Below are 15,000 nucleotides of genomic sequence, written 5' to 3'. Positions count from 1 at the left end.
ATATTCAAGTTAATGTTTTTATGCTCTTTTAGCTAGATACGTCTCTATAGGATTTCATTATCGGAGCATGCTTTCTGCTTCTCTTTAATTTATTCTTCCAAACATATTCGATTTAATTTGAGCTCTAGACTTAACTTGTGCGGACGTTTCCCTCCAACAAAACTAGCAACCTTATTTTAACAAATACTAGTATATAATTAGAGAGTTGTTGTACTATCAATAAAACTCTATTAGAAGCAGGTGAAAATATGAAAGATATACGTATCCTTATAGCAGACGACGATAAAGAAATCCGAAATTTATTAAAAATATATTTAGAACGAGAATTATATATGGTAGACACTGCAATCAACGGCGAAGAAGCTTTGCATTTATTTAATCAAAATAACTATAACCTCGTTATATTAGATCTTATGATGCCCAAAATAGATGGAATCGAGGTATGTAAAAAGCTTAGAGATAAAACTAACGTACCTATATTAATGCTCACCGCTAAAGATCACGAAATTGATAAAATTTTAGGCTTAAGCATTGGTGCTGATGATTACATTACAAAACCTTTCAGCATTCACGAAGTAATTGCACGAGTAAAAGCTCTTATGCGGCGTTTTTTAGTTCTTGGAAGTAACAATACTGCTCAAGAAAAAACAACTTTATCTTTTAAAGGACTAACTTTCAATCTAAATACATACACAGTTCATACAAATAAAGAAGAAATTAACTTAACCGGAAAAGAACTGGAACTATTAAAATTCTTTACTTCAAACCCAGGGCAAGTATTTACAAAAACACAGCTCTTCCAAAATGTGTGGGACGATAATTATATAGAAGATGACAATACCGTTATGGTACATATTCGAAAACTTAGAAAGAAAATAGAAATCGACCCTTCCAATCCAAAATTCATTCAGACTATATGGGGAATTGGTTATAAGTTTGTAGGTGAAAAGCTTGAAGACTGATAAAACCCTCTCCCTTATTTCATTACAACTTATCATTTGCGGGATTTTAAACATACAAATGGACCCAAGAGTAAAAATGTCTTTATTTATAATCCTTATCTTAATTACAATTTATCTCTTCTTTTCAAGAATACAATTCATTCAACATCGCAAAGCAATGGATACTAAATTAATTCGTGTACTAAAAGGAAACTTACAAACGAGATTATTCACAAGTAATGACCACTCATTACATAATATCGTTTTTTCAATAAACGAGCTAATAGCTAAATTAGAGCAGGTTCAGATTGAAGCCAAAAGATCCGAGGAATCCAGAAAACAACTTTTGTCTAGTATCTCCCACGATATACGAACACCACTCACCTCCATTATCGGATATATAGATGCTTTAAAAGATGGGGTTGCTGTTTCTGAAATAGAAAAACAAGAATACCTTAAAATACTTTATATGAAATCAAATAACTTAAAGCACCTAGTTGATGAAATATTCAATATGGCGAAGCTAGACGCTAATGAATTTCCACTAAAAGAAGAAGAACTCGACTTTTCTGAAGTTACTAGAGAAGTTTTGATTGAATTTTTACCTGAGCTCTCAAAACATAACATCGAACTGCAAGTTCTCATACCAGAATCTACTTGCCCTATTATCGCAGACCATCTGAGCCTTATGCGGATTATGAGTAATTTAATGAAAAATGCCATTTATTACGGAAAGGATGGAAAAATAGTGGGAGTCGAACTACTAGAAACCGATAGAGAATATGAACTTCATATTTGGGACAAAGGCCCTGGTATTCCAAAGCATGATTTACAAAATGTGTTTGAGCGAATGTACCGAAGCGAACAATCAAGAAACTCCTCGTTTGGTGGTAGTGGTCTCGGGCTCTCTATTTCTAAAGCGCTCGTTGAGAGAAATGGTGGGCATATATGGGTTGAAAGCACTCCATGGAAACGAACTATTTTTGGCTTTTCTATTCCAAAACACAATACTTTTAAGAAATAGTTAAGAAATGATTAATATGCAGTTAAGCCTTCCTTTTTATGATGTAAGTAAGAACTTATAGAAAGCAGGTGTCTCCTATAAATACAATTATAAAAACGACTAACCTTACTAAAGTATATGGCAATCAAAAATCAGTAGATAATTTAAATATTAATGTTCAACAAGGGGAGATTTATGGCTTCATAGGCCGCAACGGTGCTGGTAAAACAACAACCATTCGTATGCTGCTTAGTCTTATAAAGCCTACAAGTGGAACGATTGAAATATTTGGAGAGAACTTATTCCAAAATCAAAAAGATATTTTAAGCAGAATTGGTTCTATAGTTGAAGTTCCAGGATTTTATGAAAACTTAACTGCAAAAGAAAACCTATTAATTAATGCAAAGATAATTGGGGTTCACAAAAAGAATGCTATCGAAGAAGCATTAGAAATAGTAGGCTTGCAGCATGAGACAAAAAAGTTAGTAGGAAAGTATTCTTTAGGAATGAAGCAACGCTTAGGAATTGCACGCGCTCTTCTCCATTATCCCGAGCTACTCATATTAGATGAACCAACTAACGGACTAGACCCTATTGGTATTAAAGAAATGCGAAAACTTATTCATTCTTTAGCTCAAGAAAGAAATATAACAATACTCATTTCTAGTCACATATTAGCCGAGGTAGAACAGTTAGTCGATCGTATCGGAATTATTCATGAAGGAAAGTTACTAGAAGAAGTTTCTCTTGATACGCTACGCAAAGCAAACCGTAAGTACATAGAGTTTCAAGTGAATAATGACAATAAAGCTGTGATGTTATTAGAAAATCATCTTCAAATTTTTGATTATGAAGTACATGATGAAGGAAATATTCGTATTTACTCTCATTTTGGACAACAAGGATACATAAACAGAACATTCGTTCTTAATGGTATTGAAGTATTAAAAATGATGATAAGTGAAGATAGACTAGAAGATTATTTCACCAAACTAGTTGGAGGTGGAACCATTGGTTAATTTACTCTATACAGAACTCTTAAAACTAAAACGCTCTAATATGTTTTTAATTAGCATTATTGGTGCTGGTGTCGCACCTTTCTTAGTTGTAGTAGCCTCTTATATACATATAAAAACAAAACAGCCAACTCCGACTATTTGGTTCCATCAATTATTCACTGATGTTAACTTATATACTACTTTAGTTATAGGATTCCCCTTATACGGAGTAGTGGTTGCATATTTGCTTACCCGCGAATATGCAGAAGATACACTAAAAAATTTACTAACTATCCCCGTGTCGCGCATTAGCTTTATTATAAGTAAATTCATCATTCTCTTTCTTTGGATCATGATGCTAACTTTAGTCGCTTGGGCACTTACTTTAATATTAGGGCTATTGGGGAATTTCCCTGGTTTTAACATTGCTTTACTTTTAGGTTCTTTCCTAGAATTTTTAATATGTGGTGGACTTCTCTTTCTATTGTCTTCACCTATTGTACTACTAACTCTTGTCATGAAGAGCTATGTACCGCCCATTATATTAACAGTCATTATTACAATGACTAATCTTATGCTCGTAAACTCCAAGCATAAAGATTTATTTCCGTGGACCGCTACTCTAGATATCGCAAATAATGAATTACAACCGACATATCCACCAGAGTATTCTTATATCATCATTGCAGTAACAACAATTTCCGGATTTATTGCAACACTATTCTATTTTAAAAAAGTAGACATTCATTAATTTATAGGAGTGAAACTATGAGCGATATCATTATTGCCTTCATACTCGGTATTGTAGAAGGATTAGCTGAATTTTTACCTATATCTTCTACTGGCCACCTTATATTAGTCGGGCATTTATTAGACTTTGAAGGAGAAAGAGCAAAAACGTTTGAAATTGTTATTCAGCTAGGCGCAATTTTAGCTATTGCAATTTTATATCATAAACGTCTCGTTTCTTTATTTAATATTAAGCCTCTTCTACGGAAAGAGAAAAAATTCAACGCGTTTCATGTATTTCTTGGCGTATTTCCGGCAGTAGTGGCTGGTTTGCTACTACATGATATTATTAAAACATACTTATTTCAGCCATATACTGTTGTGATTGGACTTGTAGCAGGGGCAATTCTTATGATCTTTGCAGAAGTAAAAAAGAAAGAGGCAACCGCCTATTCACTGGACGATTTAACATACCGTCAAGCTTTAACAATTGGATTATTTCAGTGCTTAGCAGTATACCCTGGCTTCTCTAGAGCTGGCTCTACTATCTCTGGAGGTCTATTAGCAAAAGTAAATTATAAAACCGCATCCGAGTTCTCTTTTCTAATAGCTCTTCCTGTAATGGTTGGGGCTACAGGCTTAGACTTACTAAAAAGCTGGGAGTATTTAAGTGTCGATGACATCCCTATGTTTGCGGTAGGATTCATTACCTCTTTTATAGTAGCGATGCTAGCGGTAGTAACTTTTCTAAAGCTTTTAGAGAAGATAGATTTAAAACCTTTTGCATACTATCGTATTTTGTTGGCTATCTTATTTACGCTTTTCGTATTGCTATAGATTCATATAAGTCACATATCATTAAACTGATATTCAATTTAGAATATCGGTTTTTTATCTATTTCAACTCTAGTACTACTCACTTCAATATGGCATAGTGATAATAAACTACCATTAATAGTCTGAACGTTCTTTAAGTAACTATATCCTTTATCATAAAATGCAATTGGAAAATTAAAGATCCCATATATGTACAGAACATATTTACAAACCATATTCATTCCACATAGTATCTTTTTAATTTGCAACACACTGATACAAATTTCAGATGAGTACAAAGACAGAATAAGTAAATAAATAAATTTCCTAGGAATTATAAAGCAACTAAATATTAATTAGAGTGAGGTGACGATAAAATGAATCAATTAGCACAGACATATTGGAATACTTATTGGGGAAACAACAAAAAAACAGAATCTGTTATAGCTTGGCAATTTGGGGATTCCCCTAATTATCTTGCACAACTAGTAATTGACGGTATTAAAACCGCTACATGCTCCGGTCACATTTTTATGAATTAGAAAATAAACCGCTACCGACCACTAATGATTATAGTATTATACTTAATAGTAATGATGAACCTGTAGCTATTATTAAGACAATAGAAGTAACTGTAACACCAATGAATGAAGTAAGAGAAGAATTCGCTATCGCCGAAGGCGAAGGAGATCGTACTTATAATTACTGGAGAGACACCCATATTCGTTTTTTTACAAAGGAACTAAATGAGCTTGGTCTTAATTTCTCTGAAGATATGTTACTCGTCTGTGAGCGTTTTGAACTTGTTGATGTGAACAATAAAGTGAAATTATAACAAACTGAGATTTACCACCCATTCTTATTTTTATAAAACACAAAAAAGACAAGTCATTCTGACTTGTCTTAAAGTTGCTTGGCGACGTCCTACTCTCACAGGGACAAGGTCCCAACTACCATCGGCGCTAGAGAGCTTAACTTCCGTGTTCGGTATGGGAACGGGTGTGACCTCTCTGCCATCATCACCAAACTATGAAGGCATATTCCTTCAAAACTAGATAACATTTGCTACATATTATATGGTTAAGTCCTCGATCTATTAGTATTCGTCAGCTCCACATGTCACCATGCTTCCACCTCGAACCTATCAACCTGATCATCTTTCAGGGATCTTACTAGCTTACGCTATGGGAAATCTCATCTTGAGGGGGGCTTCATGCTTAGATGCTTTCAGCACTTATCCCTTCCGCACATAGCTACCCAGCTATGCCCTTGGCAGAACAACTGGTACACCAGCGGTGCGTCCATCCCGGTCCTCTCGTACTAAGGACAGCTCCTCTCAAATTTCCTACGCCCACGACGGATAGGGACCGAACTGTCTCACGACGTTCTGAACCCAGCTCGCGTACCGCTTTAATGGGCGAACAGCCCAACCCTTGGGACCGACTACAGCCCCAGGATGCGATGAGCCGACATCGAGGTGCCAAACCTCCCCGTCGATGTGGACTCTTGGGGGAGATAAGCCTGTTATCCCCGGGGTAGCTTTTATCCGTTGAGCGATGGCCCTTCCATGCGGAACCACCGGATCACTAAGCCCGACTTTCGTCCCTGCTCGACTTGTAGGTCTCGCAGTCAAGCTCCCTTATGCCTTTGCACTCTACGAATGATTTCCAACCATTCTGAGGGAACCTTTGGGCGCCTCCGTTACACTTTAGGAGGCGACCGCCCCAGTCAAACTGCCCACCTGACACTGTCTCCCGGGTCGATAAGACCCGTAGGTTAGAATTTCAATACAGTCAGGGCGGTATCCCACCAGCGCCTCCACCGAAGCTAGCGCTCCGGTTTCAATGGCTCCCGCCTATCCTGTACAAACTGTACCAAAATTCAATATCAGGCTACAGTAAAGCTCCACGGGGTCTTTCCGTCCTGTCGCGGGTAACCTGCATCTTCACAGGTACTATAATTTCACCGAGTCTCTGGTTGAGACAGTGCCCAAATCGTTACACCTTTCGTGCGGGTCGGAACTTACCCGACAAGGAATTTCGCTACCTTAGGACCGTTATAGTTACGGCCGCCGTTTACTGGGGCTTCAGTTCAGAGCTTCGCTTACGCTAACCCCTCTCCTTAACCTTCCAGCACCGGGCAGGTGTCACCCCCTATACTTCGCCTTACGGCTTCGCAGAGAGCTGTGTTTTTGCTAAACAGTCGCTTGGGCCTATTCACTGCGGCTTTCCGTTAAGAAAGCACCCCTTCTCCCGAAGTTACGGGGTCATTTTGCCGAGTTCCTTAACCAGAGTTCTCTCGCACACCTTAGGATTCTCTCCTCGCCTACCTGTGTCGGTTTGCGGTACAGGCACCTTTTATCTCGCTAGAAGCTTTTCTTGGCAGCGGGGAATCAAAGACTTCGCTCCATAAGGAGCTTCCCCATCACAGCTCAGCCTTTACGATAAGCGGATTTGCCTACTTATCAGCCTAACTGCTTGGACGTGCACAACCAATCGCACGCTTCTTCTATCCTTCTGCGTCCCTCCATTGCTCAAACGATAAAGAGGTGGTACAGGAATATCAACCTGTTGTCCATCGCCTACGCCTGTCGGCCTCGGCTTAGGTCCTGACTAACCCTGAGCGGACGAGCCTTCCTCAGGAAACCTTAGGCATTCGGTGGACGGGATTCTCACCCGTCTTTCGCTACTCATACCGGCATTCTCACTTCTAAGCGCTCCACCAGTCCTTCCGGTCTGACTTCACTGCACTTAGAACGCTCCCCTACCACTGATACCATTGGTATCAATTCGCAGCTTCGGTGGTGTATTTAGCCCCGGTACATTTTCGGCGCAGAGTCACTCGACTAGTGAGCTATTACGCACTCTTTAAATGGTGGCTGCTTCTAAGCCAACATCCTAGTTGTCTAAGCAACTCCACATCCTTTTCCACTTAATACACACTTTGGGACCTTAGCTGGCGATCTGGGCTGTTTCCCTCTTGACTACGGATCTTATCACTCGCAGTCTGACTCCTAAGGATAAGTCATTGGCATTCGGAGTTTGACTGAATTCGGTAATCCGATGAGGACCCCTAGTTCAATCAGTGCTCTACCTCCAAGACTCTTACACTTAAGGCTAGCCCTAAAGCTATTTCGGGGAGAACCAGCTATCTCCAGGTTCGATTGGAATTTCTCCGCTACCCACACCTCATCCCCGCACTTTTCAACGTGCGTGGGTTCGGGCCTCCATTCAGTGTTACCTGAACTTCACCCTGGACATGGGTAGATCACCTGGTTTCGGGTCTACGACCACGTACTAAACGCCCTATTCAGACTCGCTTTCGCTGCGGCTCCGCCTCTTCAGCTTAACCTTGCACGGGATCGTAACTCGCCGGTTCATTCTACAAAAGGCACGCCATCACCCATTAACGGGCTCTGACTATTTGTAGGCACACGGTTTCAGGATCTCTTTCACTCCCCTTCCGGGGTGCTTTTCACCTTTCCCTCACGGTACTGGTTCACTATCGATCACTAGGGAGTATTTAGCCTTGGGAGATGGTCCTCCCAGATTCCGACGGAATTTCACGTGTTCCGCCGTACTCAGGATACATTCAAGAGAGAACGAAGTTTCGACTACGGGGTTGTTACCCTCTACGACGGACCTTTCCAGGTCGCTTCGTCTACCTCGTTCCTTTGTAACTCCGTATAGAATGTCCTACAACCCCAAGAGGCAAGCCTCTTGGTTTGGGCTATGTTCCGTTTCGCTCGCCGCTACTCAGGAAATCGCATTTGCTTTCTCTTCCTCCAGGTACTTAGATGTTTCAGTTCCCTGGGTCTGTCTTCCATACCCTATGTATTCAGGTAAGGATACCATACCATTACGTATAGTGGGTTTCCCCATTCGGAAATCTTCGGATCAAAGCTTACTTACAGCTCCCCGAAGCATATCGGCGTTAGTCCCGTCCTTCATCGACTCCTAGTGTCAAGGCATCCACCGTGCGCCCTTTCTAACTTAACCAAACTAAAATTAAAAAAATATGAGCTACACTGTTATCTAGTTTTCAAAGAACATACATTTATATATGAGAGATAGTTCTCTCAAAACTGAACAAAACGAAACACGGAAACTTATATTGATGAACAGCGTTCATCAATTCTCCATAGAAAGGAGGTGATCCAGCCGCACCTTCCGATACGGCTACCTTGTTACGACTTCACCCCAATCATCTGTCCCACCTTAGGCGGCTGGCTCCAAAAAGGTTACCCCACCGACTTCGGGTGTTACAAACTCTCGTGGTGTGACGGGCGGTGTGTACAAGGCCCGGGAACGTATTCACCGCGGCATGCTGATCCGCGATTACTAGCGATTCCAGCTTCATGTAGGCGAGTTGCAGCCTACAATCCGAACTGAGAACGGTTTTATGAGATTAGCTCCACCTCGCGGTCTTGCAGCTCTTTGTACCGTCCATTGTAGCACGTGTGTAGCCCAGGTCATAAGGGGCATGATGATTTGACGTCATCCCCACCTTCCTCCGGTTTGTCACCGGCAGTCACCTTAGAGTGCCCAACTTAATGATGGCAACTAAGATCAAGGGTTGCGCTCGTTGCGGGACTTAACCCAACATCTCACGACACGAGCTGACGACAACCATGCACCACCTGTCACTCTGCTCCCGAAGGAGAAGCCCTATCTCTAGGGTTTTCAGAGGATGTCAAGACCTGGTAAGGTTCTTCGCGTTGCTTCGAATTAAACCACATGCTCCACCGCTTGTGCGGGCCCCCGTCAATTCCTTTGAGTTTCAGCCTTGCGGCCGTACTCCCCAGGCGGAGTGCTTAATGCGTTAACTTCAGCACTAAAGGGCGGAAACCCTCTAACACTTAGCACTCATCGTTTACGGCGTGGACTACCAGGGTATCTAATCCTGTTTGCTCCCCACGCTTTCGCGCCTCAGTGTCAGTTACAGACCAGAAAGTCGCCTTCGCCACTGGTGTTCCTCCATATCTCTACGCATTTCACCGCTACACATGGAATTCCACTTTCCTCTTCTGCACTCAAGTCTCCCAGTTTCCAATGACCCTCCACGGTTGAGCCGTGGGCTTTCACATCAGACTTAAGAAACCACCTGCGCGCGCTTTACGCCCAATAATTCCGGATAACGCTTGCCACCTACGTATTACCGCGGCTGCTGGCACGTAGTTAGCCGTGGCTTTCTGGTTAGGTACCGTCAAGGTGCCAGCTTATTCAACTAGCACTTGTTCTTCCCTAACAACAGAGTTTTACGACCCGAAAGCCTTCATCACTCACGCGGCGTTGCTCCGTCAGACTTTCGTCCATTGCGGAAGATTCCCTACTGCTGCCTCCCGTAGGAGTCTGGGCCGTGTCTCAGTCCCAGTGTGGCCGATCACCCTCTCAGGTCGGCTACGCATCGTTGCCTTGGTGAGCCGTTACCTCACCAACTAGCTAATGCGACGCGGGTCCATCCATAAGTGACAGCCGAAGCCGCCTTTCAATTTCGAACCATGCAGTTCAAAATATTATCCGGTATTAGCCCCGGTTTCCCGGAGTTATCCCAGTCTTATGGGCAGGTTACCCACGTGTTACTCACCCGTCCGCCGCTAATTTCATAAGAGCAAGCTCTTAATCCATTCGCTCGACTTGCATGTATTAGGCACGCCGCCAGCGTTCATCCTGAGCCAGGATCAAACTCTCCAATAAAGTTAGTTTGTCTAGCATCTAAAAATAAAAATTGACGTTTCACGTTGTTTGTTTCGTTCAGTTTTCAAAGAACTACTTGGTCGCTCATTTGCGACTTCCTTATGTTAACATTTTCATCTTTCAATGTCAACTAAGTTTTTCATTTCGTTTGTCGCTTGCGACGTTAATGTCATCGGCGACTTGTTCTATATTACACCTCTAAAGTATAATCGTCAACACCTTTTTATAAAGAAATTCAATTTAATATTTTTATGCTTTTTTAGCTAGATACGTCTCTATAGGATTTCATTATCGGAGAACACCTTCTGCTTCTCTTTAAACCCTAGACTTAATTTGTACAGAAGTTTTTACCCAGCGAAACTAACAATCTTATTTTAATAAATATTAATACCTCTTTGTTTATCACACCCTCTATTAGAAACGATTGAAGATATACGTATTCTTATAACAGACAACGATACAGAAATCCATAATACACTCATATACTACTCTAGTTATAGAGTCCCAAGTTCTCCTTATATGAAGTAATGGTTGCTTATCTGTTTACTCGTAAATATATAGAAGCACACTAATATATTTATTAACTATCCCTTTTTCACTGAAATATCAGCCTTATATCTCCTTCATCTTTAGTATCATCTATTTCCATACAGCTATATTCTCTTAATAAACATTTAAGATATGCTCAAGGTTCGAATTGATTAATAGTATTTCCTTTTTAAACACATATACTGGATTAAAAATACGTACCTCAATTGATCAAGTGCACCGAACAAACATATACAGAACACCCGTTCCTTTCATTATTTCACTTTTTATATAACATTAATAGATCTTTATCCTATACCTATATTTACGTTTTACCGCTAAAAGAGCGAATCATTTCACTAACAAAGCATTTAGTTTTATTTCTAGTATATATCCACCTTTTGAAATACATATAGAATCATAAATTCCTTTTTTTCTATCTAACCCCCTAAGAATACACAACCACACAAAAAAAACAATTCTACAACAAGGTATACGACGGCTGCACAATTATAAATCATAATCCCCTCAATACCTACAGGGGCGCTGTCCGCCTTTAACGCAAATATATACTAAAAAAATTTCAATATGAAATGGGCCGGAATTTCTATTCTAAGAAAAATCCGGCTCTTATTTTTAGGCAACAACCAAAATCATTTTTACATTCAGTATTAAATGTCTATTCAATATTCCCTACTCTGCTCTGGTAAAGGTGAATGTATCGTATCTGTCACTGCATAATATAGATTTTCTGGATGTTCGGCTATCCGATGACATAAATACAAATACCACTCTTTCCCATAAGTCAAATACACTCTAGCGTTATGTCCTTTGTTTTTCAAATCTCTTAACATATCCGGACGAATTCCATATAACATTTCTATTTCTACATTAGGGTGACTAAAATATTGACGTTGCTCCATCTCTTTAATAAGAATTTCATCATGTGTAGCTATAGATACAGGGTGATGGTTTTCAACTAGTTTTTCTACAATTTGAAGATACTGTTGATTTAAATCAGTTGATCTAGGCATAGCAATATCCGGAACTTCTTGATAGGCACCTTTTACAACTCTTATTTTTCCTGGATAATGAAGGAGTTCTTGAATATCATTGTTTGAGCGGTATAAATGTGCCTGTATTGTTATCCCTACATTATGATATTGCTCAGTTACCTTTTTATAAATGGAAAGAATGTCCGCTGCTTTAGATGATTCTTCCATACTTATCATAAGGGTAGTTCCATGTACTTTCGCCTTCTCTGCCAACTCCATTAAATGAATATAAGATATTTCTGGATCTATAGACAATCCAATATGAGATAAATCAAGTGATACTGTTTGTTTCATAGATAGAGTACCTATGTCCCCAATAAGATTCAAAAACTCATTTTTTGCTTTATAACATCCCTCTATATCAAGAGTATTTTCCCCTATGTATTCTAGTGAAGTATGATAACCTTTTGTAATTAGTTCTTTTGCCGTCCCAATCCCCTCATGTCTCGTTTCTCCGGTGACAAAGCGTTTCGCAGCTTGTAACAATAACGCATAGAGTTCATTGGATTGTTGAACATATGCTTTTATATGTTCATTCCGTTTTACATACACCTTCTTTAAATCAGCTTATCCTTTCTAAATTTATTACTGAAGGTTATTTGGAACGGCATATTATGAAGATGAAAAAAATCTATAAAAATCGAAGAGACTTCCTTATCCAGCAATTAAAATCAGCATTCTCAAATACAATCAATATTTTCGGTTATTCTACAGTATTACATCTGATTGTTGAATTCAATCAAGTTCAATTCACAAAAGAATTACTTGAGAAAATCCAACAACTCGGAGTGAAAGTATATCCTGTGGAAGATCACGCCATTGAAAAAGGAAAACATTACAATCGAATTATTATAGGGTATGGACATTTAACAACTGCAGAAATAAAAGAGGGTGTGAGTAGGCTCCAGAGGGTAATACTTCGTATATATATTCTTGTTAGCAAATAGACTTTAAAGCTTAGCCATATTTTCCTGAAGGTATGCTACTTAAATGTGAAATTCTAATAAAATAAAGTTTTTTCTTGCTAGATAAACTTACTCATAGAGCTTACATTAATTACAAGTTTATTTTACAAAACACAAAAAAGACGAGTCATTCTGACTCGTCTTAAGCTTGCTTGGCGACGTCCTACTCTCACAGGGACAAGGTCCCAACTACCATCGGCGCTAGAGAGCTTAACTTCCGTGTTCGGTATGGGAACGGGTGTGACCTCTCTGCCATCATCACCAAACTATGAAGGCATATTCCTTCAAAACTAGATAACATTTGCTACATATTATATGGTTAAGTCCTCGATCTATTAGTATTCGTCAGCTCCACATGTCACCATGCTTCCACCTCGAACCTATCAACCTGATCATCTTTCAGGGATCTTACTAGCTTACGCTATGGGAAATCTCATCTTGAGGGGGGCTTCATGCTTAGATGCTTTCAGCACTTATCCCTTCCGCACATAGCTACCCAGCTATGCCCTTGGCAGAACAACTGGTACACCAGCGGTGCGTCCATCCCGGTCCTCTCGTACTAAGGACAGCTCCTCTCAAATTTCCTACGCCCACGACGGATAGGGACCGAACTGTCTCACGACGTTCTGAACCCAGCTCGCGTACCGCTTTAATGGGCGAACAGCCCAACCCTTGGGACCGACTACAGCCCCAGGATGCGATGAGCCGACATCGAGGTGCCAAACCTCCCCGTCGATGTGGACTCTTGGGGGAGATAAGCCTGTTATCCCCGGGGTAGCTTTTATCCGTTGAGCGATGGCCCTTCCATGCGGAACCACCGGATCACTAAGCCCGACTTTCGTCCCTGCTCGACTTGTAGGTCTCGCAGTCAAGCTCCCTTATGCCTTTGCACTCTACGAATGATTTCCAACCATTCTGAGGGAACCTTTGGGCGCCTCCGTTACACTTTAGGAGGCGACCGCCCCAGTCAAACTGCCCACCTGACACTGTCTCCCGGGTCGATAAGACCCGTAGGTTAGAATTTCAATACAGTCAGGGCGGTATCCCACCAGCGCCTCCACCGAAGCTAGCGCTCCGGTTTCAATGGCTCCCGCCTATCCTGTACAAACTGTACCAAAATTCAATATCAGGCTACAGTAAAGCTCCACGGGGTCTTTCCGTCCTGTCGCGGGTAACCTGCATCTTCACAGGTACTATAATTTCACCGAGTCTCTGGTTGAGACAGTGCCCAAATCGTTACACCTTTCGTGCGGGTCGGAACTTACCCGACAAGGAATTTCGCTACCTTAGGACCGTTATAGTTACGGCCGCCGTTTACTGGGGCTTCAGTTCAGAGCTTCGCTTACGCTAACCCCTCTCCTTAACCTTCCAGCACCGGGCAGGTGTCACCCCCTATACTTCGCCTTACGGCTTCGCAGAGAGCTGTGTTTTTGCTAAACAGTCGCTTGGGCCTATTCACTGCGGCTTTCCGTTAAGAAAGCACCCCTTCTCCCGAAGTTACGGGGTCATTTTGCCGAGTTCCTTAACCAGAGTTCTCTCGCACACCTTAGGATTCTCTCCTCGCCTACCTGTGTCGGTTTGCGGTACAGGCACCTTTTATCTCGCTAGAAGCTTTTCTTGGCAGCGGGGAATCAAAGACTTCGCTCCATAAGGAGCTTCCCCATCACAGCTCAGCCTTTACGATAAGCGGATTTGCCTACTTATCAGCCTAACTGCTTGGACGTGCACAACCAATCGCACGCTTCTTCTATCCTTCTGCGTCCCTCCATTGCTCAAACGATAAAGAGGTGGTACAGGAATATCAACCTGTTGTCCATCGCCTACGCCTGTCGGCCTCGGCTTAGGTCCTGACTAACCCTGAGCGGACGAGCCTTCCTCAGGAAACCTTAGGCATTCGGTGGACGGGATTCTCACCCGTCTTTCGCTACTCATACCGGCATTCTCACTTCTAAGCGCTCCACCAGTCCTTCCGGTCTGACTTCACTGCACTTAGAACGCTCCCCTACCACTGATACCATTGGTATCAATTCGCAGCTTCGGTGGTGTATTTAGCCCCGGTACATTTTCGGCGCAGAGTCACTCGACTAGTGAGCTATTACGCACTCTTTAAATGGTGGCTGCTTCTAAGCCAACATCCTAGTTGTCTAAGCAACTCCACATCCTTTTCCACTTAATACACACTTTGGGACCTTAGCTGGCGATCTGGGCTGTTTCCCTCTTGACTACGGATCTTATCACTCGCAGTCTGACTCCTAAGGATAAGTCATTG

General features: G+C 41.4%; 6 protein-coding genes, 5 rRNA genes and 2 pseudogenes (1 of these 13 running past the window's edge). 7 read left to right on the top strand and 6 right to left on the bottom strand.

Going from position 1 to position 15,000, the window contains the following annotated elements; translation table 11 throughout:
- The first annotated feature begins 248 nt into the window (after window positions 1-248).
- From MHI26_RS01615 to MHI26_RS01590, 6 genes and pseudogenes are all read left to right on the top strand, one after another.
- Window positions 249-962 carry a response regulator transcription factor gene (locus MHI26_RS01615; protein WP_000651996.1) on the top strand — a complete coding sequence of 238 codons (714 nt, stop codon included), beginning with the start codon at window positions 249-251 and terminating at the stop codon, window positions 960-962.
- Window positions 952-1,965 carry a sensor histidine kinase gene (locus tag MHI26_RS01610; protein WP_061665734.1) on the top strand — a complete coding sequence of 338 codons (1,014 nt, stop codon included), beginning with the start codon at window positions 952-954 and terminating at the stop codon, window positions 1,963-1,965. The genes MHI26_RS01615 and MHI26_RS01610 overlap by 11 nt, the downstream gene beginning before the upstream one ends.
- A gap of 68 nt (window positions 1,966-2,033) precedes the next feature.
- Complete coding sequence (locus MHI26_RS01605) at window positions 2,034-2,963, top strand: ABC transporter ATP-binding protein (RefSeq protein ID WP_000074582.1); 930 nt, start codon at window positions 2,034-2,036, stop codon at window positions 2,961-2,963.
- On the top strand, window positions 2,956-3,693 hold the full coding sequence (locus MHI26_RS01600; RefSeq protein ID WP_000247715.1) for an ABC transporter permease: 738 nt from the start codon (window positions 2,956-2,958) through the stop codon (window positions 3,691-3,693). Before MHI26_RS01605 ends, MHI26_RS01600 begins: the two co-directional genes overlap by 8 nt.
- A 17-nt stretch (window positions 3,694-3,710) precedes the next feature.
- Window positions 3,711-4,508 (top strand): undecaprenyl-diphosphate phosphatase UppP, encoded by a 798-nt coding sequence (gene uppP, locus MHI26_RS01595; RefSeq protein WP_061665735.1) that lies wholly within the window; start codon window positions 3,711-3,713, stop codon window positions 4,506-4,508.
- Between the two features lie 356 nt (window positions 4,509-4,864).
- A pseudogene (locus tag MHI26_RS01590) lies at window positions 4,865-5,322 on the top strand (ASCH domain-containing protein).
- Between the two features lie 76 nt (window positions 5,323-5,398).
- Here MHI26_RS01590 and rrf (MHI26_RS01585) read toward each other — a convergent pair.
- From rrf (MHI26_RS01585) to MHI26_RS01570, 4 genes are all read right to left on the bottom strand, one after another.
- Window positions 5,399-5,514 (bottom strand): 5S ribosomal RNA (rrf, locus tag MHI26_RS01585).
- Window positions 5,515-5,563: 49 nt separating this feature from the next.
- Window positions 5,564-8,485: ribosomal RNA gene (locus MHI26_RS01580) — 23S ribosomal RNA — on the bottom strand.
- A gap of 146 nt (window positions 8,486-8,631) precedes the next feature.
- Window positions 8,632-10,183 (bottom strand): 16S ribosomal RNA (locus tag MHI26_RS01575).
- The 16S, 23S and 5S rRNA genes sit together here, the layout of an rRNA operon.
- 1,211 nt (window positions 10,184-11,394) lie before the next feature.
- Window positions 11,395-12,318 carry a proline dehydrogenase family protein gene (locus tag MHI26_RS01570; RefSeq protein ID WP_061665899.1) on the bottom strand — a complete coding sequence of 308 codons (924 nt, stop codon included), beginning with the start codon at window positions 12,316-12,318 and terminating at the stop codon, window positions 11,395-11,397.
- On the opposite strand from MHI26_RS01570, the pseudogene MHI26_RS01565 reads away from it, so the two are divergent.
- Window positions 12,237-12,713, top strand: a pseudogene (locus MHI26_RS01565) (PLP-dependent aminotransferase family protein); the annotation flags it as partial. The gene MHI26_RS01570 and the pseudogene MHI26_RS01565 sit on opposite strands and share 82 nt — an antisense overlap.
- A 168-nt stretch (window positions 12,714-12,881) precedes the next feature.
- Here MHI26_RS01565 and rrf (MHI26_RS01560) read toward each other — a convergent pair.
- Together rrf (MHI26_RS01560) and MHI26_RS01555 are read right to left on the bottom strand one after the other, a co-directional pair.
- A 5S ribosomal RNA gene (gene rrf / locus MHI26_RS01560) occupies window positions 12,882-12,997 on the bottom strand.
- 49 nt (window positions 12,998-13,046) lie between these two features.
- A 23S ribosomal RNA gene (locus MHI26_RS01555) occupies window positions 13,047-15,000 on the bottom strand; it runs 968 nt beyond the window's last position.

The sequence above is a fragment of the Bacillus sp. FSL K6-1218 genome (assembly GCF_038006445.1).
Lineage (GTDB): Bacteria > Bacillota > Bacilli > Bacillales > Bacillaceae_G > Bacillus_A > Bacillus_A thuringiensis_S.
This window is presented reverse-complemented; position numbering and strand designations above follow the sequence as displayed.

Excerpts from the sequence above, each read along its gene's own strand:
- MHI26_RS01615 (WP_000651996.1), top strand. The coding sequence starts at position 249 with ATGAAAGATATACGTATCCTTATAGCAGACGACGATAAAGAAATCCGA.
- uppP (WP_061665735.1), top strand. The coding sequence starts at position 3,711 with ATGAGCGATATCATTATTGCCTTCATACTCGGTATTGTAGAAGGATTA.